A 26,164-nucleotide genomic window follows, 5' to 3' on the forward strand; every position below is an offset into this window, starting at 1 on the left:
ATTAGAGGGTGATAAATATGGATTATCGTGATGAGCACAATGAACAGCAAAATCAGCAACAACCAACGGATAATCAAAATACTGACAGCCAGTCAAAGCAAAGTCATGATCAATTTTATGATAACCAATCAGAAAAAGGCCCGGGAATTACGAGAAGACCAAAACAAACACCGCCAAAAGAGCCGAAACCCAAATCATCCCACCCACTATTAAGCGGGCTTGTCGGCGGAATCATTTCGGCGGTGATTGTCGCAGCTTTATTTCTGACAAACGTCATTCCTACTGGTACAAACCAAGAGGCCAACAGCAACAGCGGATCCAGTCAAGCGGAAGATCAAGAAACAACACCAGCCATTTCCAATACCGTTGCTTCTGATGATGCGGATGTTGCCTCCGATATTAGTGAGGCTTCCAAGACAGTTGTTGGTGTGATTAACAAGAAGCAAATAAGTGATTGGGAGCCAAGTCAGGAAGCTGGTTCAGGATCTGGCATTATTTACAAGAAAGAAAACGGCAAAGCCTACATTGTTACAAACAACCATGTGGTAAATGGTGCGTCTGAAGTCGATGTTTCACTGGATGACGATCATAAACTAAAAGCAAAAGTATTAGGAACCGATACGCTCACCGATCTGGCAGTTTTACAGGTTGATGGCAGCAAGATTGATACGGTCGCAAAAATCGGCAAGTCCGGTGATTTAGAAGTGGGAGACACTGTCATCGCGATTGGTAACCCGTTAGGCATGGAATTCTCTGGTTCCGTGACCAAAGGCATTATTAGTGGACTGGAACGAAATATAAAAATTGATACCAACGGAGATAACCAGCCTGACTGGTCAACAGAGGTTATCCAAACTGACGCGGCAATTAATCCGGGGAACAGTGGTGGCGCACTTGTCAACAGTGACGGTGAAGTGATCGGCATTAATTCGATGAAAATTGCCCAGCAATCGGTCGAGGGGATAGGATTTGCGATTCCAATTGATTCCGCCATGCCAATTATGAAGGATCTGGAGAAAAAAGGCAAAATCGAACGTCCATTCATTGGGGTTAGCACTGCTGCACTTGATGAGGTTCCGCCGCAATATCAACAAAATATCAAACTTCCTAAAGACGTCGACCACGGGATGGTTGTTGCAAATATTGAACCTGGATCACCTGCTGATAAAGCCGGCTTAAATCAGTTTGATGTTATTACCAAAATAAACGATAAAGAAGTTAAATCTATTTTGGATTTACGAAAATATATGTACTCAGAGACAAACGTTGGAGATACCATTAAATTGGAAGTATATCAAAATGGCAAACCAAACACAGTAGAACTGACATTGTCCAAACGCCTGGAACAGGAACAATAATCTATCTCCATCCATTAAGGGAAACCTATCCATTTTAAAAAGGAGGTTTCCCTTCTTTTTTGGGTGGCAGACCGATATAATTAATAATATACGCGCACCCCAGCTTTTAAAAAAAGATCATGCGGATAATTTTCGTAAATATGTCAAAGGAAGTGATAACATGCATTGTCCAAATTGCGGACAAGAAATAGAGCAGGGAAAATTTTGCACAAACTGTGGGGCTCAACTGTCAGACACTGAATCAATCCCGACACAGGATCCAACCATGTATACGACCGAACAGCAACAATCGACCGCAAATAATGAACAACCGGAACAAGTCAGACAAAACGAAACAATTGAGAAGCTAAAAACAGCAGGCGCCGATTTTGGGCATTTTTTTGTTACCTTACTCAAAAAACCGAGCGAAGCAAAACATGCGAATAGCAATGATCTGGTTTCCAGTATTGTGACGATCGTTATATTTGCTCTCCTCCTTGCCTTAGGTGTTCACCTCACATTCCATGCCTTCTCCAGCGGCTATTTTGGTGAGCCTGACTTTACATTTTTTACAACCTTTGTGTTACCATTTGTTGAATTTATCTTATTATTCCTCGTTGTTGCTGCGTTAACTTTGGCAGGTGGTAAGATTGTTGCACAGCAGATTACCTATGCCGATGCACTGGCTAAATATGGTGCCTACCTAATCCCGTATTTGTTATTATATGTGGCAGGATTTATTATTGCTTTCATCGGCCTGTCTTCCTTATCCGGAGCATTCATTTTGCTAAGCATGATTGGTGCATTAATGATTATCCCGACACTTATTTTATTGGAGCAGCCTGCAAACGGATTTGACCGGATTTATATTTTAATGGCCATTTACTTTATTTCCTTACTTGTTTGCAGCTTCTTTTTACAATCCTTTGCCGAAACACTCATTGACTCTGTGCTTAGCAGTATGCTGGATGGGTTTGGCAGTTATTAAAGAAATCCCACCCAGGCCCCTATAAGAAAAACGCACAAGCAATCAACTTGTGCGTTTTTCTTATTCATTCTCGTTGTAACCATCGTCCTGGTAATCGTTTTCCGCTTCATCATAGCGCTTTTCATACCGGTTATGGTTCGGGGTAACGCCATCGTATTTACCATTAATATCGGCGGATAGGAAGCTTTCAATGTCCTCTGCACTTCCCCGGTTTTCGTCACTATTTGGATAAACCTGATCGTAATTCTCCGGATCGTCATAAATGTCAGAAGGAGTATCAGATGTTCCATAGCGGTTCACATCTTGCCAGGCGTCTTCCGCGTCATATTCTGTTTCCACTTCATCCCCACGTTTGTTCGGGTTGATATGCGAACTGAATACTTCTTCTTCAATTGGCCGTTCACGGTTAAATGTATGGTCCGACGCATGCTTCATACAAACATCAGTCGTTGGTACCGCCTCCAACCGTTCAAAAGGGATGTCCCTGCCACATTTACTACAAATGCCATAGGTTCCCTGTTCAATTGCATGTAATGCTTCATTAATCTCTTCCAATTCCCTTTCCGCATGCTCATTTAATGCAAGGTCTTTTCCACGTTCAAACAAACCGGTCCCATGATCTGCCGGGTGATTATCATAATTGGATAGTTCCCCAATCGATTCCTGGGCAAACTCAAACTGCAGACCGAAATGATCCTGCACCTGCTTAATCAGTTCATTTTGCCGTTCGGTAAGGGCGTTTTTACATGTATTTAATTGCTTTTTAGTTAGCATAGGGTTAGCCTCCATTTAAAAAATCATTTCAGAGGATGTTCAAAAAAGGATAGCTAATTATACTATGTGTTAAAGCGCAAAGTTGATTCTTTATTTACGTTCCCAAATCATGTCAATATGTCCTATCAATTACCTGGATTAATTTTGGATCATTCGAGCTAGGCTGATATCATTCAGTACAAAATTAGTCATCGCCTTAATCGGGCTTTAAAATAGCGTTTAGCCCAAAAATTCTGGTATAAAAAAACGGCCATATTCAGGCCGTTTTTTTATTCAGAAAAGGGAATATAATCGGGTACCTGTGACCCATCCCTGCTTCTTTTAATGTTTGAAGGGTGACGGTTAACAGCAGCTCACGTAATGTCAATTTTACGGGCATTATCGGATTGTTGTTCGTCTTTAGGCACTGTAATTTGCAGCAATCCATCCTCCAGTTTTGCACTTACCTCATCGGGTTTAACATTGCCCAGATATAAGGAACGCTGCATTGTGTCATACCGTCTCTCTCTGTGAATATACGAGTCATCTTTGCCTTTTTCTTCGACGTTTTCTTTTCTGTTGACAACAATCGAAAGCCTGCCGTCGTTTAAACGAAGATCAATATCCTCTTTTTTCACTCCCGGAACTTCTGCTTCAACCAAATACTCGTTATCCGTTTCTTTTACATCCACTTTAAACGGATCCGTTACGAGATTTCTGTTCTGAAACCATGAATCGTTAAAGAAGTCATCAATCATGTTGATCGGATTCCAAGGACTCGCATTGACTACACTCCGATTTTTCCTGTTGTTAAAAGGAACTAATGCCATTGTTAACCACTCCTTTTGAACAGATTTTGGTTTTTAGCACTCTTCCGGGTCGAGTGCTAATCTATTTAATGTTTACCACGTGTGCAGAATTTCAAACAATATAGTCCCAAAAAATTGAACTCAAAGGCGGAAGCGCCCGGTTAGCGGCGTACAAACTGGAAGGGTTCTGACGAGATAAAGGAAACACGGTAAGCTGGAAGCGAACCGATGTTGACTTATCGTAGGAAGAAGCCTGAAGTTTGCTAGCCGCTGGGCGCTGGAGCCGGACGGGGCCTATTCTGGCATAAGCTGAACGCAAGCTGATTTTTATACTTTCTTAACTTTCTAGAAAAAATACCTTTTACTCGAATAATGATTACCATAAATAATACATTCATGAACACCTAATGTTTCCCTTTTGCAATTGATTCCCGATTTGGAGCTTGCGGGGGCTTTTCCATCCACCCATTTTTAATCATGATATCTGCACCATCTGCGGCATATTTTGCAATTTGAGCTGTAAGCGCCGTATACGTTGTGATTAAATCCGATCTTTGACTAGCGCCAATTGCTGCGCCGTATTGACCAATCCCGGCTTCATTCATCGCTGCAATATGGAACATCATCAGTTTGTCTGAAAATGGAGGTTGTGTAGAATCCGTGGGTAATGCGTTCCACGTTTGAGCAGTAGGCAAATGGTCATTTCTCATAATTTTATTGAATGTGTTGACGTGTTTTTCTGAGATATCCCGTCCCCTGGCCATGTACTTCCTAACCTCACTTGATTGAGCCACCTGGCTGAACCCGGTAATCAGAGCGGCTCCCACCGTATTCCTTTCACTGTTGTAGTATAGGTTCGTAATTTCAATTCCATTTAACGGACGTTTTTCATTAAACCATCCTCCGCTCGTATAATTCTGGTCATTGACATATTCTGCAATTTTCGGTTTAGGAATATAGGGGGCTCTTGTAAAAACTCCTCTTTCCAATTTCACTTTTATGGCTTGGTCCAATAAATCCGCTGATGTATGAAGACATTGCTTATAAAACTGAACAACATCCGAACGTGCCGCATTAGCCAAAGCCATTGTATAGACTGTCACCCCCATTTTCCCAAGGTTTTGTATGTAGACGAGATAAAAGTCGTCCGTAAACAAGCGTGGTGCACTTAGATCTACATCTTGTTCGGAAAACCCAAAAGGAATAGCGATTTCTTCTGTCGTAAACATGTTTTCCACAAATTGCACGTGTTGTTGCGATAAGCTCAAAGCAAATTCAAATACAGCACGTATATCTTGATCTTGAATATGAGTTAATGCATAGCTAATGGTTTGTATTGCCATCGAATCACTCAGATAGCCACTCCAAAGACTTGCGATTTCTGAAGAGGTCAAATCTGGATTAGGCTGTGTATTCATAAGAGTCCCTCCAAAGGTGTTTTATTAGAAGTATCTTTCACCTCACCAGGGAAATTATGCAATTGGGTGGAACGAATCATTTGCTATTGCTGTATTATTCTGTTGCGTTTCCATAAAGAAACAGAGGGCAGGATTTCCTGTCCTCTGTTGTTGATTAGCAAAGTTCAGTTGTCATTACATACAAATTAATTACTACAGTAGATCATATCAATATGGGGAATGCCATCTTCCAAATAAGCCGGTGAAATCTGCTGAAACCCAAACGATTCGTAAAAGGATTGCAAATAGGTTTGAGCTTGAATTTTGATGGTAGTTTCCTGCCATTCTTCAACAATAAAGTTAATCGCCCGTTGCATGATCATTTTGGCATAACCATGGCCACGATATTTTTCCACCACCAGCACCCTGCCAATGGATACTTCCGGAAATGTCCTACCTTTTGGTAAGATACGAACATAAGCTGCAATTTCATTATTTACTTTCAAGAATAAATGAATCGCTTCCTGATCACAATTATCCAACTCCTCATATGGACAGGATTGTTCAACAATGAATACATCAACTCGCGCTTTGATAATCTGATATAATTCATCTACCGGTATTTCATGAAATGATTTTTTAAACCATTGCACCTAAAACAACTCCTAGCTAAGCGTGTATGAAATTTATAGTTGTGCAGTCATTTAACAAAAGCTTGTACAGCTACGACGCCTTTGTTTTTCCAGTATACCACACAAGAAAGGATTTTGGCGTATGGGTGTCGAAATGGTATGTATACTATTAAATAAGGGAGTATCGATATATGACAACGATTGGATTTATTGGAACAGGTGTCATGGGTAGAAGTATGGCGGAAAATTTACTGAATGCTGGATATGAATTGACCCTCTATACGCGTACGAAAGAAAAGGCTCAGGATCTGCTTGATAAAGGTGCTGCCTGGAAAGATACGGTTGCAGATGTAGCAGCTTCAGCCGATGTAATTATTACTATGGTAGGATACCCGCAAGATGTTGAGGAGATTTACTTTGGTGATGACGGTATTTTGGCCAATGCCAAGCAAGGTACCGTTGTGATCGATATGACGACATCAAAACCGGCACTTGCTGTTGATATTTATCAGAAAGCTGCGGAAAGAGGAATCAAAGCACTGGATGCCCCTGTATCTGGTGGAGATATCGGAGCAAGGAATGGAACGCTTGCCATTATGGTTGGCGGCGACCCGAATGTTTTTGATGAAATAAGTCCCATTTTGGATGTGATAGGCAGTGAAATCATTTTACAAGGAGAGGCAGGTGCCGGGCAGCATACGAAAATGTGTAACCAAATCACAATTGCTTCTAATATGATTGGTGTATGTGAAGCGATTGTTTATGCACAAAAAGCCGGACTTGATCCCAGCAGAGTCCTGGACAGCATTACAACAGGGGCTGCTGGCAGCTGGTCATTGTCCAACCTGGCACCCCGTATGATTAAAAGAGACTTTGCCCCAGGCTTTTATGTCAAACATATTATCAAGGACATGACAATCGCCTTGGAAACTGCCAAAGAAATGGGTATAGAAACCCCGGGATTAGCCCTGTCACTAAAACTGTACAAACAACTGGCAGAAAACGGAGATGCAGACAGCGGGACACAAGCCCTTATCAAGTTACTGGAAAAATAACATTCTTGACTTATTCTTTCCGTTGCTCGATTTCTGACTGAACAACATATGCTAAATCATTATTGCCAAAGAGCTGGAGCACCTGTAATACCGTCTGATCGGAAATCTCTTCTGATTCGGCTTTCGGTACAGTGTGCTCCAGTGCCGCGGCTAATGCCTGATTGGCACTTTGGGTCGGATAAGCCCTTTGGTATAATTTCATTGGGTGCAAATCATGATTGATGCACCACTGAGCAAATACGAGTATCATCATGTTTTCGGCGTTTTCATAGTTTTCAATGACCTTTTGATCCACATCACGATTTTCCATCAATGATCACCAGCCTTTTTCAATTTGAATATCCAATAAAAAGTAAAAACTCCATTCAGTAGGGGTTTCTGTCATTTTTAAAAACAAAATGAAACAAAAATTTATTTTTATACTTTCTTAACTTGCAAAAAAAGAGCCTATCCCCGAGGAGATAAGCCCTTTGTTGTTTTATTATTGAACAACGACGTTAGCCGCTTGTGGTCCGCGGTTACCTTCGACAATTTCAAATTCAACATCTTGGCCTTCTTCAAGTGTTTTGAAGCCTTCAGCCTGGATTGCTGAGAAATGTACGAATACATCGTCCCCGTCTTCACGTTCGATGAAACCGAAGCCTTTTTCTGCATTAAACCATTTTACTTTACCAGTCATTGAGGATGACCTCCTTATCCAAATATCGTGCAAAGTAATTGAATCATAAATACGTTTACACTCACTTTGATAAAGAGATCGTAAAGTATTATTTCAAACTTCAATTTCCTTTTGCTACTTTTAACTTTACTCTTTTATGAGAAAAAATGCAAGCCATTATTTAGTAAATTTCCGGAAGTTTTCTTGTATTGTTGTATGTCTGCTTCTTCTCCACCAACATGCGATATTCTAGCACTAGCTATACGAGCAACTTGTTCTGGACGGGAGAGAACACCTCAACTTGGGAGACAGCTTTGTCCCTCTTCGTCAGGAAGCATCAGAGAATCACTCTAATTATCGGCCCTCAGGTTCTTTTTCATGTATGAAGCAATCCTTTGTTCGTCTTCATGTTCAGATTTTTCAAGTTCATGAATCACCATCTTTTGCCGTTCCCTTGGATGGTTTTGACTTAATTTCGCTTTACCTTCCATTTTATCGACCTTTATCTTAAAACCCACAATTCCTTTCGTCTGGGCTTCCATATATTTGGGATCGACCTCATCTAATTTGTATGAGCTGTCGGGGCCTTCATATTTTAGTACAAGTTCACTCAATGATTCCTTTAATTCTTTGCCATCGATAAGTTCAACATGCCCGTAAACATGTACAGTAATATAATTCCATGTAGGGACTGCTCTATTTGTCTCATACCAAGACGATGAAATATAACAGTGCGGACCATGAAAAGTAGCCAGAACCCGCTGTTTGTCTATATCCTTCCATTGCGGATTCGATCGTGCAAAATGACCATAAAGATGTTTCCGGTCTTTATCCATCATTAAAGGTATTTGTGTGGCTGCAGGTTCTCCCTCATGCTGCGAAAACAAAGTAGCAAACCCATATTCATCTATGATTTCATAAAGTTTTTCATCATCCTTGATTGAAAAATGCCGTGGAATAAACATATACTCACGCTCCCATCAATTAAGTTGTTCATGCCATTGTTTTGACCATAATAAAATCCGTTTGTTGTTCGTCTCCCATGTAGAAAGAATGTGAGCCCGTTTTAACAAACCCCATCCTTTGATAAAAACGGATCGCACCTGTATTATATTCCCAGACACCTAACCAAATTTTCCTTTTGTTTTGGTCCTTTGCAACTTCCAGCCCCTTCTTTAATAGGCACTTTCCAAGCCCGTTTTTTTGAAATTCCTCACTAATATAAATCCTTTCAATTTCCAGTGCTTCCTCCCCCATATCTTCTGTTTGGGCCTCATCAACATTTATTTTTAAATAACCTGCAAGTTCCCCATTACAATATAGAAAATAAAATGTTGAAGCGGGGTTTGATATTTCTTCTTCCAACTTCTTTGTGTTAAAAGCATTTTCCAAATAAGCTTTCATGTTCTCCTCTGAATTCATATTGGAAAAAGTCTCATGAAACGTGTTATAACTGATTTCTTGAAGTGTTTTTACATCCTCAACTGTACATTCATTGATAACCACAGACATCTGAATCTTCCCTTTCCCTCAATAGTCGCGTTTGTTTCCCTTTTTACATTATTTTTGTTGTATTTGCAATAAAAAATCCAAATCATCTTCATTGGCAAACAAAACACAGTAAGAACACTAATCCCGCATAATTCACTTTTAATTACAAAGAATACCCAGCAAGAAGGTTGTTCAAAAATGGAGGGGTAATGTGGAACAGGAAAAACAAATAAGACTGACCTCAGGAGAAATAACACAGCTTGTTTCCCAATACATGGAAGATAGTGCAAGTGAATGTACGTTAAGCTATTTACTGGAAAAGGCCGAGGATACAGAAATAAAGCCTGTAATTGAACATGCTTTGAAGTTGTCTCAGGGACATTTGCAAAAAATCAATACGATACTCACTGAGGAAAAGCATCAAGTCCCGCATGGTTTTAAAGTGGAGGAAGATGTTGATGTAACCGCTCCAAGGTTATACGCTGACAGTTTTGCATTAACGTTTTTACATCAGATGGCTGCAATAGGTCTTACAAGATATGCAGCTAGTTTGTCCTTTGCTGTAAGGTCAGATATTACCGCCTACTATAAAGAATGTCTATCAGAGACAATGGAATTATACGAGATGTCAAAAGATTTGTTGTTATCAAAGGGGTTGTATGTCAGAGCACCATACCTGCCCAATCTTGATGAAGTTAACTTTGTACAAAAGCAAGGTTTTTTATGGGACATTTTTGGTGAAAAAAGACCGTTAACAGGATCAGAAGTGACTAACCTTTATGCTAATATCCAAAGAAATGCTTTTGGAGCAGCTGTTTTAACTGGATTTAGCCAAGTTGCCCAATCAAAGGATGCCACTGCATTCATGCTCAGATGTATTGAAGTTGCCAAAAAGCATATTAACTTATTTAGCGAAAAATTAAAAGAAAGTAATTTACCTGTCCCTATGGTATGGGATGCAGATGTAACAACTAGTACAACATCTACATTTTCCGATAAATTAATGATATATTATACAACTGCTTTGATTGCTTTGAGTACTGGCTTTTATGGTACAAGTGTTGCGCAAAGCCCCAGAATGGATTTGGGTGCAATGTATAACCGATTATTCATTGAAGTACAGAAACTTTCCGAGGATGGGGCCAATATCATGATTAAAAATAAATGGTTAGAACAGCCTCCCATGGCTACAAATCGGAAAAAATTAGCAAAAGGGGATGGCGGTTAAGGGGGTTCAGTGTAATGCCCCCTGGTTTTTAATCTATACAAGTCCTGCTAAGTGTGCGCTTCCTCCTGGTTCATTTCATTATAACGTCGATTTTGTCGATATCCATATGTGATGTTTCGAACGAGTTCATCGTTTTCCAGACTAGCACCAATTGACCCTGCTAAAGTAGCGATTGAGGTCGCAAGCCATGCAAGATCAACATAGTTACCAAAACTAACCGATCCTTTTACTCCTCCCAGAGAGATGAACAAATCCGGCGGCACGAATAAAAGTACCGTGAATAAAAAAAGTATAAACAGGACGACATAATAGAATATTACCGCTATTATAAGGGTGAGAACGGTAACCCTGTTATATAGTTTTCTTACACTTTGATTGTTTTTTGATGTGGGCTTTTCCCATAGATTATGCGCTGTGATGATCCAGACTACTATACTTAATATAGCTGCTCCCATCAAGCCAATCAAACGCAGAATATCAAAGGAATGGCTTATTTCCCAAAGGGTGGGGAATATTAAACCATATGCTCCTGTAGCAAACGCAACCGCAACAATTGGTTTAAAAGACGGAATAATCTTCCAAGGACGATTCGCGTAAGTCATTCCAAACAGAACCCTTAATTTCCCGTGGATTCGGGGTGTAATAATGAAACGTAGATCCGGTGCCTCCTCTTTTTCGGCAGATTCAACCCTACGAATGGGAGAAAAATGAAATTGCCTCTTTATTAAACCCTTTTTCTTACCACTTTGATGGACGTTTTCATTCGCTGAGACCATCTCCTTATTTGCAGATGTGGTTGCGTTGCTGCTTTCCATCCTTCGTTCATATAATTCCCCTACTAATTGAACAATCGATTTTCGCACACGACTACGTAAGGGCATAGAACCAAATGCAGGAAGAGAAAGCTGAGCGACACCTTGTTCAAAATTAACCTCAGCCAGCATCAAATCTTTATCCGAATACATAGGGAGGTCTGTTAAACATAACGCATAATCCCAGTTTTTCCTTTGTTTGATTTGTCCAGCTTCATCAATAACTTCCTTGGCATTTTCCACAGCCCCTGTAAGCGGATCTACCGCAATTTCAATCTTCCAACACGCTTTATGATTAATTTTTTCAGAAAAAATAGCGGGTAATTCTTCAACTATATCATAAGCCAACTCTTCCGGTAATTCGGGAGCAGGAATTAGTCCTACCGTTATTTCACGCATTTAAACCCCCCCTTTTAAGTTATTTTTAGAATAAACATTTAGCTTTTATTGTCATTTTTTCGTTCCCGCCATCCAACATCCTTAAACAAAAACAGCCTTAAATGGTCACACCGTTGTGCAAAGTGATCTAGTTAGAAACACAAAATGCAGTTTTACGCAGAAAATCAGGTGGTAAATGGAAAAAGGCATGGCATCAAAGAAATTCACGATTTAATCGCTAGGAGGTAACTTTTATGGAAAAGAGAAATCAATCCAAAACAAAGAAAAAAATAATTGATCAACGCATTTTTGCACCATCATTAATTATTATGATTGCCACCTGTATCCCTTTTGCGATGTATTCAAAAGAATCTCTAGAACTTTTAAACAACATTTTCAACCAGGTTATTGCAACGTTCAACTGGGGATATTTATGGTATGCCATTCTCATGGTTGGAGTAGGTCTCTATCTATCTTTTTCTAAGTATGGGAATGTCGTCTTAGGTGATCCGATGGAAAAACCCAGGTTCACCCTATTTGAATATTCTTCGATTCTAGTTGCCATGGGCCTCGGATCTACCATCATGCGTACGGGAATGACGGAATGGGCCAATGTTGCAATCGACCCGCCTTTTGGTGTAGAGGCAAAATCTGCGGAAGCGTTAATGTGGGGGAATTCCTATAGTATGTTCCTCTGGAGTTTCCAGACGTTTGCTATTTTCGTTATGGCAGCCCCTGCAATGGGTTACCTGGTGCATGTCCGGAAGAAACCGATGATGCGGATTTCCGAAGCATGCCGCAGTATTTTTGGCGATAAATTCACTGACGGAATTGGTGGTAAGGTACTGGATATAATCTTTCTGGTTAGTATACTATCAGGTGCCGCTGTTACATTAGGTCTTGGTACTCCGATTGTCACCTATAGTCTTGCCGAAATATTTAATATCAAAATCACATTTGGTTTAACCTTGATTATAACCATTGTGTGGGTACTCTTTTTCTCTATTAGTGCATACTTGGGGATAGATAGGGGTATTAAAAAGTTAAGCACATTAAACATGTATCTCGCCGGTGCATTTGCTGTATTCATTATGATAGCAGGACCGGGCGCATTTATTCTTAATTATTTCACGGACTCTATCGGGTTTCTGTTCACACATTATATTGACTTCTCCCTTAATACAAATGCCGTTCATATGGGAGAAAGCACACATATCCAAAGCAATACCGTATTTTATTTCGCCTATAATGCAACATGGGCAATGCTGCACAGTGTTTTCGCTGCAACAGTATCTCGAGGCAGAACAATAAGAGAAATGATCTTGACCTATTTATTAGCGCCAATGCTTATATCCTGGGGGACAACCGCCGTACTTGGAGGTCTTGGTGTTCACAGTTATCTTACCGGGGATGTTCCTGTGCCGGACATTGTGCAAAACAACGAGGTAGAGGCAGCCATTCCGTTAATATTGAATTCCCTGCCTTTACCTACTGTAGCAGTTGTTGCGTTTATCATCATCGCAATGATTTTTATGATTACAACATTGGATTCAACCACCTATACCATCGCCACTTATGCTGGAATGAGAAACAGTAGCAGATCAGAACCATCGAAAAATTTGCGTCTGATTGTTGCCGCCATTATCACTGTGTTTGCCCTATTATTATTGAGGATCGGCGGACTGGAACCATTGGAAGTAGTTTCAGGGCTAATGGGAATACCAATTATTTTCGTACAATGCCTGACTATATACGCTGGTAAGAAGATGATGGATGAAGATCAAGCGTGGATCAATAATGTAAGGGATATAGGACACAAAAGCAGCACTAGCAAGACGAGACAGAGAAAAAATGTTTAATTAAAGTGTCCTTTTTTGCTTACATAAACCCATAGGAAATTTAAAAAATGGTACCTTCATCAATGGAATAATAGGTACCATTTTTTAAACTTAATTGACCGGGTTTTGTCCAAGCCTCTCTTTTTGAACACTCACTTTTATGTTTTGTTATAAGATATATGATCCTCAATGGTTCCGTCTTTTCGGTGAATGGTAAGACCTGTCCCTTTGTTTTTGGCAATCTCTTTACCACGGTCAATGGCATCGGCTTTCGTATCGAATACATCGCTTGGCTGCTTGGCATCGTCAGCCTGGACAGCCCATCCTTTTTCATGGGGGATAATCCGTTCATTTTTCTCCAACATTTCCGGACGGCTTGCATACCGATCGTCCCTGTTGCCTCTTGCTGTCGGATCTGCCTGGTTTTTGAATGCTTGAATTTCATCTTGGCTGGCATCCTCATACCACGTTTTGGCTTGCTTGGTGGCAATAGGAATGGCGCGAGACGCTTTATATCCTTCATCCACCATAGCATTGGCGATATCAATTGCTTTTTTACGAACAACCTCATCTAAGTTTTTCATAGAACTAGGATAATCATCCATATCCCAAGGCATTGCGGTTCACCTCCTAAAAAGAATGGCTTGCCTTTTACGACAGGTTATTCCCCGATTAGGCAACGGAGTAAACATCATTCATTCATTTGCTGCAGCAGTTTAAAATGTTTTTTTTGAGGGGAAAGAAAATTATAGAGGATAGAAAAAAATAGACAAAGGAGGAGAGAACAATCACATGCTTCTTAAAGATCAACTCAAAGAACTAGAAAATATCGACTACAACGATGCAAAGAAAGTGTTTACTATGTATCTGAACATGGATCGCAGCATTCCTGAGTAGCAAAAGGGTGAGCGGAAAATTCATCTTAAAAATGCCCTCAAGGATTTGGCCGATGCCACCAAGCAATATATTGAACTGGGATGCAGACAAAATATTAGCTGCCGTGCTTGATGCATAAGTGAAACAAACGAATAAGATCAATTTTAAAAAATGGAGAAAGGTGGATGAGAATGTCTAAGGACAAAGCAAAAGGAAAGGGTAAACAGGTAAAAGGTGATTTGAAGCAAGAATGGGGGGGAATTAACCGGAGATGAAGAAACAAAGACATCCGGGAAAAAGGATAAAGCGGCCGGGAAAGTACAAGTAGCCTATAGCAAAGCAAAAGATAAAGTACGGGAAAAGGTTGATAAGCTTTCTCGGTAGATAGGAAACAAAGTGTGTAGATGCACTATTTCCGGTAAAAATTAGTCACAACAAAAATCAGAGGAAATATTTCAACGTTGAACCGATCTGTAAACACTGATATAATACCCTTTATGCAAGATAAAAATAAATAAACACTGCCAACCATTTGTATCTTGCAAATATAAATGAAGGTGGTAACGAAATGGAAGACAATCAAGATTATCAGGTTTTATTGTATTACAAATTTGTTCCAATGGAGGATCCCGAAACGTTTGCAGCCGAACATCTGCAGTTTTGTAAAGATCTTGGTTTAAAAGGCCGGATTTTAGTAGCAAAAGAAGGAATTAACGGTACTGTATCCGGCCCTGTTGAACAAACGGAAAAATACATGAACGTCATGCACCGTGATCCACGTTTTCATGACATGACGTTCAAAATCGATAAACATGACGGACATGCATTCAAGAAAATGCACGTCAGACACCGGGCGGAACTTGTAACACTACGTCAGGATGATGCCGTTAGCCCGTTAGAAAAAACAGGTAAATTTCTTTCGCCAAAAGAATTCTACGACGCCATGCAATCTGAGGATACAGTGATATTAGATACGCGAAACGATTACGAATATGATTTAGGACATTTTCGCGGAGCTGTTAATCCCGATATCGAGAATTTCCGAGATTTCCCTGAATGGGTTCAAAACCATAAAGAGCAGTTAAAAGGAAAAAAAGTTTTAACCTATTGTACTGGCGGTATTCGCTGTGAAAAGGTTACCGGGTGGCTTATGGATGAAGGGATTGAAGATGTGAATCAACTTCATGGCGGCATCGTAACCTATGGCAAAGACCCCGAAGTCCAAGGAGAACTTTGGGACGGACAATGCTATGTGTTTGATGAGCGAATTTCCGTTCCGATCAATCATAAAGAACATGTTGTTGTCGGTACAGATTACTTCGATGGCACACCATGTGAACGCTATGTCAACTGTGCCAACCCGGATTGCAATAAACAAATCCTTTGCTCCGAGGAAAACGAGCACAAATATATGCGCGGATGCACCCATGAATGCCGGGTAACGCCAAACAATCTATATGTGAAAGAACACAATTTATCACAGGAAGAAATTCAGCGGAGATTGGATATCATTGAGCGCGAAAATATGAAACAAGAAGCATAACAAAGAAGCAGCCTGGGGCATGGTTGAAGAACATTCAATTTAATGAAGATCAGACGTCAGGTAGGTAATCGGATTGAAACGCATCCATTTAAAGTAAAGGAACTCCACGAAGATAATCCAATCGTTAAGAAAATTATAAGTACAGGAGTTCGAATGATCTAAAAGAAAAACTTCTGACTTGGTGTATTGGTTGGCAGGTAAGATTTCCCTTACCTGCCTTTTTATTATGCAGTCTCACGCTTGTTTTTCTCTTCTGCTTTTCCTCTAATAAATTGAAACGCTGTAATTGCCGCAAAGATCACTAATCCTAGCGCCGATAATGTAATGTCCGGATAGACAAGTAATAGACCTGCAATAAACATGATAATTCGTTCGATCCAATTGACCGACTTGACGTAATAACCAATCATGGCAGCACTTATACTTGCCATCCCAAGCATAGCTGTAATAATTGCGATTGATACATTCCATACATTGGCATCCCCCTGTAATAACAGAATCGGTTGCGTAACAAACATATATGGAATAATAAACGCAGCGATCGCCAGCTTGACGGCGGTTACCCCCGCTTTCATTGGATTGGCACCAGCTATTCCGGCACCAGCGTAAGCCGCTAAACATACTGGCGGAGTAATATCCGCTACAATTCCAAAGTAAAAAACAAACATATGCACTGCAATTACTGGCACATCAAAAGCCAATAATGCCGGTGCAGCCATTGTTGCCGTAACAACATAGTTAGCTGTTGTAGGCAACCCCATTCCCAGAATCAGACAGGCAATCATCGTAAAGAACATGACAAGGAAAAACTGATTATGGGCAAGTTCAATAAGTCCACTAGCAATTTTCGGCCCTAATCCGGTAGTTGTCACTGTACCGGCAATAATTCCTGCGGTTGCACAGGCAGCAATAACTGGAAGCGCTGACCTAGCGCCTTCTTCCAGCATTTTAATAATTTCCTTAAAAGGCATTCTTGTACTTTTCCTAAAGAAGCTAATAATAAAGGCTGCCACAATTGCAAACAATGCCGCATATGTTGGGGTTTTCCCAATTAATAAGAAACCGACAATCGCAATCAGAGGAATGAATAAATCCAATCGTTTTGCAAGGTTTTTTAGTTTAGGCAGTTTTTCCTTGGGCAAACCCATTATGCCCTGCTTCCGCGCCTCAAAATGCGTGCCCATAAATACACCTGAAAAATACAGGATAGCCGGGATGATCGCAATCACAATGATCTCATTGTACGGAACACCCGTGTAAGCTGCCATAATAAATGCAGCAGCACCCATAATTGGTGGCATAATTTGTCCCCCGGTTGAAGCGGATGCCTCAGTGGCAGCCGCAAAATGCGGTTTAAATCCAGCATTTTTCATCATGGGAATGGTGAAAGATCCAGAACCAACCGTATTAGCAACGGAGCTACCGCTAACCATTCCCTGGAGTGCACTAGCCGCCACTGCAGCCTTTGCCGTACCACCGGTGTATCTACCAGTCAGCTTTAAGGCAATATCATTGAAAAATTGACCAATATTTGTTTTTACCAGGATTACACCGAAAAATAAAAACAAATATATGTAGGTAGATGAAATTTGTATTGGAGTGCCGAAGATGGAGCTTGAACTATAAAACATTTCCGTTGCTAGCGTTGGCCAATCCTTGCCTGAATGGCCAATAACCGGAATATACGCACCAAGGAGCCCATAAAGCAAAGCTACAATCGCAATAATGACGATCGGCAGCCCAACTACTCGCCTTGTTGCCTCCAGTAATAACAATACACCGGCAGTTGCTACAATTTGATCAAATGCTGTAAATCCAAAAATAATTGCTTCGTTAATTAACCGCTCGTAATTAAATAAAATATAAAAATTCGCAAAAAGTGAAGCTAGTGCTAATAACGCATCATACCAAGGCACGCCCTGTCGCTTGGTCATTGACTTTTTGAAAGGATAAAGCAGATATACCAAGCTTAACCCTGCACCAAGATGGATAGCTCCTTGAATTAGGGATACCTTTGAACCGTAAAATGCTGTATAAAGTTGAAATATGGTCAGTGCTCCACCGATGATTAAGGTAATCCAGCCCCAGGGACCCAGATTGGTTCGAAAGGCACTCTCCTTATCATACTTGGCCATTAATTCATGCTGATCGATTTCTTGTGTGTTAGATGTGTCAGACAATGTTATCCCTCCGTTCTTAACATTTCATTTTAGTCTAACTCCAGCGCCTAGCGGCCGTCTCTGCTTTTTGAGGTTAAAGAACCGGACAAGCGCTGTCCGGTTCTTTATGATTAGGTAATTAATTAATTTTAACATGATAACCTGAACAGATCCGTGTCAATTATCTACATGCTGCTAGTCGTAATTATTCTCCAATACCTTCCTCATCAAAATATTTTTGTGATCCTGGATGAATTGGCAAATCTTGAATCCCTGTCATAATATCATCCTTAGTAATGAGTTCTGCTTGTTGAATAGACATGTCACCGGCATTTTCAACAAGTGTTTTAGTCAGTTGATAAGCAAGGTCATCACTGATTTCACTTTTTGATCCAATTAATATTGCCATAGCTGTAGCAGTTTGTACAGGCTCATCTAGCCAATCATATGTGTCGGCTTCTACTGTATATTCCTCGTAATCACTATTATCCGTGACTTCCTTTAACGCATCTCCATCAATATCAAGTAATTTTACTTCTTTTGTCGACGCTTGCAATTCATCGGTGGAAGAAGAAGGAATACCGACCACTTCAATGGAAGCATCAATTGTGCCATTTTGCAATTTATCCTTTGCATCACCAAAGCCTTCTTCAAACGCCTCATAGTCGCCATCTTCAATACCATAGGCCTTTAAAACCAGCTCGGCAGCCGCACGTGTCGCGCCACCTGGAGGGCCAACTGCAATCTTTTTGCCTTTCAGATCAGCAATCGAGTCAACTCCAGCAGATTCCATTGTCGCAACCTGGATGGCTTCCGGATAAAGAGCGCCAAGTACAACAACATCATCCATATCCTTTCCTTCAAATTCACCAGTTTTATTGATTACATCAAACATGGTCGTATTCTGAGCGATACCTAGTTGGAAGTCGCCAGATTGAATTTTGGCAACATTCTCCACAGACGCCCCTGATTCAACCGAACTTATATCTAACCCATCTACATCAATATTTTTCTTCCAAAGTGTTGCCATTTCACCGCCAAGTGGATAATAAACACCACCAACGCTCCCGGTTCCCAGTGTCAGGCTGGTTTTTTCTTCTTTTTTTCCACCACCGTCGGAGCTGGAGCTGGAACCTTTTCCACTCTCACCGCAGGCGGTTAAGATCATACCAGCAGCAAAAATAAGAACAGCTAGTAACAATACCTTCTTTCTCACGTGAATTCCCCCTTATTTTTTATTTAAAGCTCATTATCTTATACTCTTATGTAATGCGCTTTATGATAAAAATAGTTTTCTAATTTGAAAACGCTTTAGTACATTTTACCTTCTTTTTGGATTATAATCAAGTATTAGGAAAATTCCAACCCAAGAAAAAAATTAGCCCTACACTAGTAAACTACTACATGTAGTGGCTTCTTTTTCCACAAAATCGTTGACCCCAAAACTGTTACGGGAAACATGTAATTCCATAAAGCATATAATGGGGTGAAAAAGATTACAAATATTAATTCATCCATTAGAGTATGTTCAAAAAATCTGGAACTTTTTATCCTTTTGAACACGCACTAGTAGGAATATATGCAAAAATAAAGTAAGATGGTGACAGGAGTATTTGACAAGTCTCGTGGGTTTTAAAAGATAAAAGTAATTCAAAAACGTCTAGTTCCAGCAACTGTCTTCACAAGGTTAAATGGTGCCTCAGGCGAACCCCCTATTGTGGTTGCCATTTACCTGTCGAGGTTGATCAAAATGCTTGTGCTTTTTTATATGGGAGGAATAATAGTCGATGGGTGACTTAACAGGCAAACTTTTTCAAAACAAAGGGATAAAAAGAGTAGTTATTTTTGCTCTGATTGTCTTCATTTTATATTTACTTCGAGGAATGATGAATTTAATACTGCTAACGTTTATCTTTACCTTCTTAATGGATCGATTATCCAGTATCATTTTAAAAAAGATCCCGATGAATCGGAGAATTATTATTATCGTACAATATGTTCTGATTGTCGGATTATTGTCTTTTGGAATCGTGAAATATTTACCAATCATCATCTCTGAAATTTCACAGTTAATTAAGCAGTTAACAGACTTCTATACGCAGCCACAGGATAATGTGGTGATTGATTATATTGTGACTTATATTAAGGAAAAGCAAATTGCCGACTACTTTCATCAAGGTGTAACATTTTTATTAGAGTACTTTTCCAATATCAGCAAATTTGGTTTGCAGTTGTTGCTGGCCCTTCTTTTAAGTTTGTTCTATTTATTGGAAAAGGATCGATTAATTGATTTCACAAAAAAATTCAAGGACAGCAAAATAGCTCCTTTTCATGAAGAAATTGAATACTTTAGCAAAAAATTCGCAGCTACCTTTGGAAAAGTGATTGAAGTACAATTTATTATTGCGATTGTCAACACCGTCATCACAACAATTGCCTTATCATTAATGGGTTTTCCGCAGTTGTTTGGGTTGGCCATCATGATTTTTTTCCTGGGATTAATACCCGTAGCCGGGGTCATCATTTCGCTTATTCCGCTCTGCTTTATTGCATACAGTATCGGTGGGATCATTCAAGTCGTATATATTCTCATTATCGTGGCTGTTGTACATGCATTTGAGGCCTATGTTCTAAATCCGAAATTGATGTCATCGAAAACAAACCTGCCCGTCTTTTATACATTTATTGTATTAATCTTCTCAGAGCACTTCTTTGGTGTGTGGGGGCTCATACTCGGTATCCCATTATTTGTTTTCTTATTGGATGTATTGGATGTCGTAACCATTGGGAAGAAAAACCAAATAAAAGAACAATAAGCTTAACTTTGGCAAAAAACTCTCAGAATCGCTCTATATCTTTTGTTTGATTTCGACCATGCGCACATCCCTTTTAGCCTGATAGTTTGGTGCGAGGCAATGGTAAGTAAGTAATGATAGCTATGCCTCCCCGACTATCATTGTAGCCTGGTAGCGATCGATTTTAAGAAGCCAAAGCCTGATAAGGATAGTGTAAGGGTTTTTTCCGGCTTGATACTTTTGTGAATATAGATGTTTATGTTATCCATCCTTACCTTATGAAAATATCCAGTGTTCTTCGGTTTTCCTGGTACGGCGAGAACCTCTTGAACATTTGGGGCACAGCAAGTTTTTACTTCCAATGTTTTAATTGTTAGGTGACCGCCTTTTGATGCAATCCACTGCCTGGATGCATCATTTAATTTTACCTCCATCTCTATTCACCCCCTGTTATCATCATACATGAGGATTCAAAGAGTTTCAATTATTACTAAAGTCAAATAATATTGTATTCTCCTTTTTGAACATGCACTTTATCACTGCAGAGACTATTCTCATGGAAAAATGATGTGCTATCATAAAGAAATAGGACAAGGGGGGGTGCGTTTGCTGGATCTATTAGTGACAATGTTGGAGCGAGTCGGGGTTATTATTGCGGTAGCGTTCATTTTGACGCGGCTGAATTTTTTCCGTGCCATGCTCCATCATGACCGGTTAACATGGAAGCAAAAAGGCTTTGCCATGCTGTTTTTCGGATTTTTTGGTATCATCGGCACGTATTTTGGTGTTGCTTTCGACATCGGTAATTTGAAATTCGCCAGTGTCAATTGGTCCCTGGCAACCGATGAGGCAATTGCCAATTCACGGGTTATCGGTATCGTAATTGCAGGTTTGCTTGGTGGCTGGCGGGTTGGACTTGGTGCGGGACTGATAGCAGGCATACACAGAATGACACTCGGCGGGTTCACTGCACTCTCTTGTAGCACAGCGACTGTTGCATCGGGCTTACTGGCAGGTATCTTTTACCGTCGTGAAAAAGATCTCACACTGCCAATGGCTTTTGTTATCGGTGCTTTAGCTGAAACGATGCAAATGATAATGATCATACTTATCTCCAAACCGTTTGAAAAGGCACTTGCACTTGTCGAAGTGATTGGCTTACCAATGATTGTGGCAAATGGGATTGGTACTGCCATATTCATGCTGATCATCCGCAGCGTCATTAGCGAAGAGGAAAAAGCATCAGCATTACAAGCACAAAAAACACTGAGTATCGCTGAGCAGACGTTACGTTATTTACAACAAGGCATGACCAGGGAATCCGCAAAGGCTGTCTGTCAAATTTTATTCCGAGAAATCCACCCAGCAGCGGTTGCAATTACCGATCACACCCATATTTTGGCACATGTCGGAGTTGCCAATGACCATCACAGAGCAGGCAATCTTTTGCAAACCCATTTAACAAAGCAGGTGATTGAGCATGGCAGGCTTATGGTGGCAGGTAAACAAGCCATCGATTGCAAACAAGATGATTGCCCGCTTGAAGCAGCGATTGTAGCGCCATTGAAGCAACGGGGGGAAACGGTCGGCACATTGAAATTGTACTATCAATCGAAAAAAGAAATAACGGACGTGGAAAAACAGCTGCTCCAAGGCTTGAGTTCGCTACTGAGCAATCAACTGGAGTTAGCGGAAACGGATTATAAGCTAAAACTGGCAAAGGAAGCAGAAATCAAGGCATTGCAGGCACAGATCAGCCCGCATTTTCTATTTAACGCGTTGAATGTCATTATTTCTCTTGTTCGCATCAATCCTGACCAGGCAAGAAAGTTGTTAACATCGCTTTCGACATTCATTCGGCAAAACTTGGAAGGGACTACAGTTGCTTTCGTATCATTGCAACAAGAATTGCTTCATGTCAAAGCATTTTTGGAAATTGAAAAAGCACGGTTTGTAGATAAGCTGCAAATTATTTATGATATTGATGAGACAACAATGAAAGCAAAAATTCCACCACTCACATTACAACCGCTTGTTGAAAATGCTATCAGGCATGGGATTAAAAATATGGATAAAGATTGTCTGGTGACTATATCCATCAAAGACAACGGCGAAGATATCTTAATAAAGGTGATGGACAACGGAGCCGGGATGTCAAAGGAAATGTTGGAAAAAGTCAGCAAGCAATACCTAACTTCCAGCACCTCTACAGGTATGGGACTATACAATGTCAATCGTCGTTTAACGATGACATTTGGTAACGATGTTCGTCTGCATTTTACGAGCAGGCCACATAAAGGAACCACCGTTTATTGCAACATTCCAAGAGAGAAGGTAACATGATGAACGAACCAATCAAAGTACTGATCATTGACGATGAACGATATGCCAGACAGGAACTTGCTTTTTTACTGGAAGCATATGAATTCATTGATGTCATAGGGGAAGCTTCCAATGGCGAAGATGCTGTTGTTAAAGCGTTGCAGTTGCAGCCGGATGTCGTCTTTTTGGATATGGAAATGCCGAAGATCCCGGGGCTGGAAGTTGCAAAATCACTACAGGATATGAAGAAAGTCCCTTTGATCGTGTTCGCGACAGCCTACCCACAATTTGCAGCAAAGGCTTTTCGACTTCCTGCAGTAGATTACCTGCTCAAGCCCTATGATGAATCCGAACTCGCAGAAACTGTGACCAGGATTCAAAACCGCCTGCAACCCGAAACAGCAGAATCATCCCGTTCAAACAGTCTGAAAAAACTTGCCATAGAAGTCGATGGCGAGATAATTTATATGCCAATAGACGAGATATATTATATTTTCCGTGACGAAAAAACAACAAAAATGATTGCCAAAACAGGTGAACTCGATTTGCGGGTACCATTAAAAGATTTGGAAGAAAAGCTGAAGAACTATGCCTTTTTTCGCATTCACAAGAGCTATTTGGTCAATCTTGACTATGTTCATAAGCTGTCCCCCTGGTTCAATGGTGCCTACCAATTGGAAATGGAAAACAGAAAGGAAAAATTGCCCGTCAGCCGAAACTATGTGAAGGCACTTAAAAATCGGCTGGCCCTATAGCTTGATGAAAAGATCATCCCAAAATAGTACACAAAATTGTCAGATCTTCAGATGCATGTTGTATCCATTTGTTTGCATGTTGGCCAGCGTTTTTAACATGTTATGAAAAAGTTGAGCTCAATCTATCAGAATCTTGTATAATGTGTATACGCATACAAACACAAGGACTTTCCTACATTGGGGAAAAGAAGGGAGAGATAACAAAATGAATTCGGTTTCAATCGTGATTGGATCTATTTGTATACTATTGATTGCGTATCGATTATACGGGACTTTTATGGCATCCAGGGTGTTAAAAATAGATGCATATGAGAAGAAAAATGTTCCGACACCATCCCATAAATTAGACGATGGCAGAGATTATGTGCCAACAAATAAATGGGTTACCTTTGGACATCACTTTGCGGCAATAGCTGCGGCTGGTCCGCTGGTTGGGCCAGTTTTGGCAGCACAGTTTGGTTATTTACCATCCTTGTTATGGCTTCTGATTGGTGCAGTCATTGGTGGAGCAGTTCATGACCTTGTTGTCTTATTCTGTTCGATGAGAAGGGACGGTAAATCGTTTTCGGAAGTCGCCAAGGATGAACTTGGTCCTGTTGCAGGCTTTTGTACGGGCATGGCCATGTTATTTATCATAACGATTACAATGGCTGGTCTTTCATTAGTTGTGTTAAATGCACTGGAAAGAAATCCGTGGGGAACTTTTGCAGTAGGCATTACCATCCCTATTGCAATGGGTGTTGGATTATATCATAAGAAAACTGGAAATTTAAAACTTGCCACAATAGTTGGTTTTGCCTTGATTATGCTGGCGGTCATATTTGGACACTATTTAAATGGCACCTGGCTGGGGGATTTGTTAACTTTCGACAGTCAAACGCTAGCAATCATTCTGCCAATCTATGCTTTCTTTGCTGCAGCTTTGCCAGTTTGGCTGTTGTTACAACCACGTGATTATTTGAGTACTTTTATGAAAGTAGGGGTATTTGCAGCACTTATTATTGGGGTTATTGCTATCAATCCTTCCATTAAATTCCCTGCTTTTACCGAGTTTTTAGGCGGCGGTCCAGTCGTTGCCGGTCCGGTCTGGCCGTTTGTTTCAATCACAATCGCCTGTGGTGCAATATCAGGATTTCACGTGTTCGTTGGATCAGGAACAACACCAAAAATGCTCAATCGCTGGAAAGATGCGAAACCAGTTGCATTTGGGGCTATGCTGGTTGAATGTGCAGTAGCATTAATGGCTTTAATTGCAGCAGTTTCGCTAGAGCCGGGAGATTATTTCGCCATCAATTCCACTCCTGATCAATATGCTGAACTCGGAATGCAACATGTTCACTTGTCAGAGCTGGAAGATGAAGTAAACATGGATTTGGAAGGTAGAACCGGCGGAGCAGTTACGCTTGCTGTAGGTATGACATATATTTTTAAAGCAATACCATTTTTTGCAAATATAGCGGCATACTTCTACCAATTTGTCATTTTATTTGAAGCTATATTTATTTTGACCGCTATTGACGCGGGGACACGAACAGCACGTTATCTTATTCAAGATTTTTTGGGCAACTTTATCAAGCCATTGAAAAGGATGGACTCTATTCCGGCCAATGTTGTTGCTAGTGCACTTGCTTGTTTGGTTTGGGGCTATTTGTTATATTCTGGTGACATCAGTTCTGTATGGGCACTGTTCGGTGTGTCGAACCAATTAATGGCATCGATTGGACTGATTATTGGAGCGACAGTTGTTCTTAAAATTGCGGATAAGCGGTGGTATATGCTGACATGTCTCATTCCGCTCGCTTACTTATATGTAACAGTAAATGTAGCGGGGTACTGGATGACCAAAAATGTTTACTTAAATCCTGACGATCCGGGATATAACGTAGTAAACGGTGTCCTATCCATTATTATGCTTATATTGGGTCTGGTTATCATTATTGCAGCGATTAAGAAATGGTCGCAGTTATGGAAAATTCCACAAGCTGAATTAGTAAAGCAATCTGATTCAGAAATTGCTTCATAGTGCGTGTTCAAAAAGGAGGATAAAAAGGACCGAGAAGTTAGGCGGCGTAGCTTTTGGCACCGGAGTGTACATAAAAGGTACATGAGGAGCGGAAAAACAAGCCAACAAGTTCTTCAAATGAAGGCCGACTATTGGGCAATTGTAACGCCACTTTCAGAACCAGAAATTAACGAAGAAGATTCATAAAGACAAATCAGGTGGCAGAAACTTTATGCTTCTGCCGCCTGTACTTGTACCTATACCCAATTGGCACGAAATATTGGTTTTAAAACAATATGACTTTATTTAGAATCTTATCATCATCATTCATGATAT

The 26,164-nt window shown here is 40.4% G+C and carries 23 protein-coding genes; 10 read left to right on the forward strand and 13 right to left on the reverse strand.

What is annotated here, in order from left to right:
• Nucleotides 1-17 precede the first annotated feature (17 nt).
• Together ABRT01_RS02880 and ABRT01_RS02885 are read left to right on the forward strand one after the other, a co-directional pair.
• Nucleotides 18-1,358, forward strand: coding sequence for a S1C family serine protease (locus ABRT01_RS02880; protein WP_269411237.1), 1,341 nt, complete (start codon nt 18-20; stop codon nt 1,356-1,358).
• 160 nt (nt 1,359-1,518) lie between these two features.
• Entirely contained in the window at nt 1,519-2,325 is an 807-nt protein-coding gene (locus tag ABRT01_RS02885) for a hypothetical protein (RefSeq protein ID WP_269411236.1), read from the forward strand.
• Nucleotides 2,326-2,385: 60 nt separating this feature from the next.
• On the opposite strand, the gene ABRT01_RS02890 is transcribed toward ABRT01_RS02885, so the two are convergent.
• The 4 genes from ABRT01_RS02890 to ABRT01_RS02905 form a co-directional block, all read right to left on the reverse strand.
• Entirely contained in the window at nt 2,386-3,099 is a 714-nt protein-coding gene (locus tag ABRT01_RS02890; RefSeq protein WP_367746275.1) for a TraR/DksA C4-type zinc finger protein, read from the reverse strand.
• 353 nt (nt 3,100-3,452) lie between these two features.
• Nucleotides 3,453-3,908, reverse strand: coding sequence for an Hsp20/alpha crystallin family protein (locus ABRT01_RS02895; protein WP_269411234.1), 456 nt, complete (start codon nt 3,906-3,908; stop codon nt 3,453-3,455).
• Between the two features lie 383 nt (nt 3,909-4,291).
• Nucleotides 4,292-5,305 carry a DUF3231 family protein gene (locus tag ABRT01_RS02900; protein ID WP_269411233.1) on the reverse strand — a complete coding sequence of 338 codons (1,014 nt, stop codon included), beginning with the start codon at nt 5,303-5,305 and terminating at the stop codon, nt 4,292-4,294.
• A 185-nt stretch (nt 5,306-5,490) separates the two neighbouring features.
• Complete coding sequence (locus ABRT01_RS02905; RefSeq protein ID WP_269411232.1) at nt 5,491-5,937, reverse strand: GNAT family N-acetyltransferase; 447 nt, start codon at nt 5,935-5,937, stop codon at nt 5,491-5,493.
• 170 nt (nt 5,938-6,107) lie between these two features.
• Here ABRT01_RS02905 and ABRT01_RS02910 point away from each other — a divergent pair, with 170 nt between their 5' ends.
• Entirely contained in the window at nt 6,108-6,971 is an 864-nt protein-coding gene (locus ABRT01_RS02910) for an NAD(P)-dependent oxidoreductase (protein WP_269411231.1), read from the forward strand.
• A gap of 10 nt (nt 6,972-6,981) precedes the next feature.
• On the opposite strand, the gene ABRT01_RS02915 is transcribed toward ABRT01_RS02910, so the two are convergent.
• From ABRT01_RS02915 to paiA, 4 genes are all read right to left on the reverse strand, one after another.
• On the reverse strand, nt 6,982-7,281 hold the full coding sequence (locus ABRT01_RS02915; RefSeq protein ID WP_269411230.1) for a hypothetical protein: 300 nt from the start codon (nt 7,279-7,281) through the stop codon (nt 6,982-6,984).
• A 171-nt stretch (nt 7,282-7,452) separates the two neighbouring features.
• Complete coding sequence (gene cspD / locus ABRT01_RS02920; RefSeq protein ID WP_269411229.1) at nt 7,453-7,650, reverse strand: cold-shock protein CspD; 198 nt, start codon at nt 7,648-7,650, stop codon at nt 7,453-7,455.
• Between the two features lie 329 nt (nt 7,651-7,979).
• A complete protein-coding gene (locus ABRT01_RS02925; protein ID WP_367746277.1) occupies nt 7,980-8,594 on the reverse strand; it encodes an FMN-binding negative transcriptional regulator in 615 nt (204 codons plus the stop codon).
• A 28-nt stretch (nt 8,595-8,622) separates the two neighbouring features.
• On the reverse strand, nt 8,623-9,141 hold the full coding sequence (gene paiA, locus ABRT01_RS02930; protein WP_367746278.1) for a spermidine/spermine N(1)-acetyltransferase: 519 nt from the start codon (nt 9,139-9,141) through the stop codon (nt 8,623-8,625).
• A 190-nt stretch (nt 9,142-9,331) separates the two neighbouring features.
• On the opposite strand from paiA, the gene ABRT01_RS02935 reads away from it, so the two are divergent.
• On the forward strand, nt 9,332-10,348 hold the full coding sequence (locus ABRT01_RS02935; protein WP_367746280.1) for a DUF3231 family protein: 1,017 nt from the start codon (nt 9,332-9,334) through the stop codon (nt 10,346-10,348).
• A 47-nt stretch (nt 10,349-10,395) separates the two neighbouring features.
• On the opposite strand, the gene ABRT01_RS02940 is transcribed toward ABRT01_RS02935, so the two are convergent.
• Complete coding sequence (locus ABRT01_RS02940) at nt 10,396-11,559, reverse strand: MFS transporter (RefSeq protein ID WP_367746281.1); 1,164 nt, start codon at nt 11,557-11,559, stop codon at nt 10,396-10,398.
• A 233-nt stretch (nt 11,560-11,792) separates the two neighbouring features.
• Between ABRT01_RS02940 and ABRT01_RS02945 the strand changes: the two genes are divergently transcribed.
• The gene (locus ABRT01_RS02945) at nt 11,793-13,397 is read left to right on the forward strand and encodes a BCCT family transporter (RefSeq protein ID WP_367746283.1); all 1,605 of its coding nucleotides are present in this window, start codon (nt 11,793-11,795) and stop codon (nt 13,395-13,397) included.
• A 137-nt stretch (nt 13,398-13,534) separates the two neighbouring features.
• Here the strand turns inward: ABRT01_RS02945 and ABRT01_RS02950 are convergent, their stop codons facing one another.
• On the reverse strand, nt 13,535-13,993 hold the full coding sequence (locus ABRT01_RS02950; protein ID WP_367746285.1) for a DUF2188 domain-containing protein: 459 nt from the start codon (nt 13,991-13,993) through the stop codon (nt 13,535-13,537).
• Between the two features lie 827 nt (nt 13,994-14,820).
• Here ABRT01_RS02950 and trhO point away from each other — a divergent pair.
• Entirely contained in the window at nt 14,821-15,795 is a 975-nt protein-coding gene (gene trhO / locus ABRT01_RS02955; RefSeq protein ID WP_367746286.1) for an oxygen-dependent tRNA uridine(34) hydroxylase TrhO, read from the forward strand.
• 224 nt (nt 15,796-16,019) lie between these two features.
• Here trhO and ABRT01_RS02960 read toward each other — a convergent pair whose 3' ends face one another.
• Together ABRT01_RS02960 and ABRT01_RS02965 are read right to left on the reverse strand one after the other, a co-directional pair.
• Entirely contained in the window at nt 16,020-17,930 is a 1,911-nt protein-coding gene (locus ABRT01_RS02960; RefSeq protein ID WP_367746349.1) for a TRAP transporter permease, read from the reverse strand.
• A 229-nt stretch (nt 17,931-18,159) separates the two neighbouring features.
• Nucleotides 18,160-19,170 carry a TAXI family TRAP transporter solute-binding subunit gene (locus ABRT01_RS02965; protein ID WP_367746288.1) on the reverse strand — a complete coding sequence of 337 codons (1,011 nt, stop codon included), beginning with the start codon at nt 19,168-19,170 and terminating at the stop codon, nt 18,160-18,162.
• 571 nt (nt 19,171-19,741) lie between these two features.
• Here ABRT01_RS02965 and ABRT01_RS02970 point away from each other — a divergent pair.
• Complete coding sequence (locus ABRT01_RS02970) at nt 19,742-20,770, forward strand: AI-2E family transporter (RefSeq protein ID WP_367746289.1); 1,029 nt, start codon at nt 19,742-19,744, stop codon at nt 20,768-20,770.
• 137 nt (nt 20,771-20,907) lie between these two features.
• Here ABRT01_RS02970 and ABRT01_RS02975 read toward each other — a convergent pair whose 3' ends face one another.
• Entirely contained in the window at nt 20,908-21,183 is a 276-nt protein-coding gene (locus tag ABRT01_RS02975) for a CC/Se motif family (seleno)protein (protein WP_367746290.1), read from the reverse strand.
• A gap of 172 nt (nt 21,184-21,355) precedes the next feature.
• Here ABRT01_RS02975 and ABRT01_RS02980 point away from each other — a divergent pair, with 172 nt between their 5' ends.
• From ABRT01_RS02980 to ABRT01_RS02990, 3 genes are all read left to right on the forward strand, one after another.
• Nucleotides 21,356-23,092 (forward strand): LytS/YhcK type 5TM receptor domain-containing protein, encoded by a 1,737-nt coding sequence (locus ABRT01_RS02980; protein ID WP_483101437.1) that lies wholly within the window; start codon nt 21,356-21,358, stop codon nt 23,090-23,092.
• Entirely contained in the window at nt 23,092-23,826 is a 735-nt protein-coding gene (locus ABRT01_RS02985) for a LytR/AlgR family response regulator transcription factor (protein ID WP_269412448.1), read from the forward strand. Before ABRT01_RS02980 ends, ABRT01_RS02985 begins: the two co-directional genes overlap by 1 nt.
• A 205-nt stretch (nt 23,827-24,031) precedes the next feature.
• Nucleotides 24,032-25,849: a carbon starvation CstA family protein gene (locus ABRT01_RS02990; RefSeq protein ID WP_367746293.1), complete on the forward strand. Its 1,818-nt coding sequence runs from the start codon at nt 24,032-24,034 to the stop codon at nt 25,847-25,849.
• Nucleotides 25,850-26,164: the final 315 nt, after the last annotated feature.

This window comes from Lentibacillus sp. L22 (genome assembly GCF_040812445.1).
Classification (GTDB): Bacteria; Bacillota; Bacilli; order Bacillales; family Amphibacillaceae; genus Lentibacillus_C; species Lentibacillus_C daqui.

What these genes read in the sequence shown, in the direction of transcription:
- ABRT01_RS02960 (WP_367746349.1), bottom strand. Translation starts at nt 17,930, where the DNA reads ATGGCCAAGTATGATAAGGAGAGTGCCTTTCGAACCAATCTGGGTCCC.
- ABRT01_RS02895 (WP_269411234.1), bottom strand. Translation starts at nt 3,908, where the DNA reads ATGGCATTAGTTCCTTTTAACAACAGGAAAAATCGGAGTGTAGTCAAT.
- ABRT01_RS02945 (WP_367746283.1), top strand. Translation starts at nt 11,793, where the DNA reads ATGGAAAAGAGAAATCAATCCAAAACAAAGAAAAAAATAATTGATCAA.
- ABRT01_RS02985 (WP_269412448.1), top strand. Translation starts at nt 23,092, where the DNA reads ATGAACGAACCAATCAAAGTACTGATCATTGACGATGAACGATATGCC.
- ABRT01_RS02910 (WP_269411231.1), top strand. Translation starts at nt 6,108, where the DNA reads ATGACAACGATTGGATTTATTGGAACAGGTGTCATGGGTAGAAGTATG.
- ABRT01_RS02940 (WP_367746281.1), bottom strand. Translation starts at nt 11,559, where the DNA reads ATGCGTGAAATAACGGTAGGACTAATTCCTGCTCCCGAATTACCGGAA.
- ABRT01_RS02880 (WP_269411237.1), top strand. Translation starts at nt 18, where the DNA reads ATGGATTATCGTGATGAGCACAATGAACAGCAAAATCAGCAACAACCA.
- ABRT01_RS02915 (WP_269411230.1), bottom strand. Translation starts at nt 7,281, where the DNA reads ATGGAAAATCGTGATGTGGATCAAAAGGTCATTGAAAACTATGAAAAC.
- ABRT01_RS02975 (WP_367746290.1), bottom strand. Translation starts at nt 21,183, where the DNA reads ATGGAGGTAAAATTAAATGATGCATCCAGGCAGTGGATTGCATCAAAA.
- ABRT01_RS02970 (WP_367746289.1), top strand. Translation starts at nt 19,742, where the DNA reads ATGGGTGACTTAACAGGCAAACTTTTTCAAAACAAAGGGATAAAAAGA.
- cspD (WP_269411229.1), bottom strand. Translation starts at nt 7,650, where the DNA reads ATGACTGGTAAAGTAAAATGGTTTAATGCAGAAAAAGGCTTCGGTTTC.
- trhO (WP_367746286.1), top strand. Translation starts at nt 14,821, where the DNA reads ATGGAAGACAATCAAGATTATCAGGTTTTATTGTATTACAAATTTGTT.
- ABRT01_RS02990 (WP_367746293.1), top strand. Translation starts at nt 24,032, where the DNA reads ATGAATTCGGTTTCAATCGTGATTGGATCTATTTGTATACTATTGATT.
- ABRT01_RS02950 (WP_367746285.1), bottom strand. Translation starts at nt 13,993, where the DNA reads ATGCCTTGGGATATGGATGATTATCCTAGTTCTATGAAAAACTTAGAT.
- ABRT01_RS02885 (WP_269411236.1), top strand. Translation starts at nt 1,519, where the DNA reads ATGCATTGTCCAAATTGCGGACAAGAAATAGAGCAGGGAAAATTTTGC.
- ABRT01_RS02900 (WP_269411233.1), bottom strand. Translation starts at nt 5,305, where the DNA reads ATGAATACACAGCCTAATCCAGATTTGACCTCTTCAGAAATCGCAAGT.
- ABRT01_RS02925 (WP_367746277.1), bottom strand. Translation starts at nt 8,594, where the DNA reads ATGTTTATTCCACGGCATTTTTCAATCAAGGATGATGAAAAACTTTAT.
- ABRT01_RS02890 (WP_367746275.1), bottom strand. Translation starts at nt 3,099, where the DNA reads ATGCTAACTAAAAAGCAATTAAATACATGTAAAAACGCCCTTACCGAA.
- paiA (WP_367746278.1), bottom strand. Translation starts at nt 9,141, where the DNA reads ATGTCTGTGGTTATCAATGAATGTACAGTTGAGGATGTAAAAACACTT.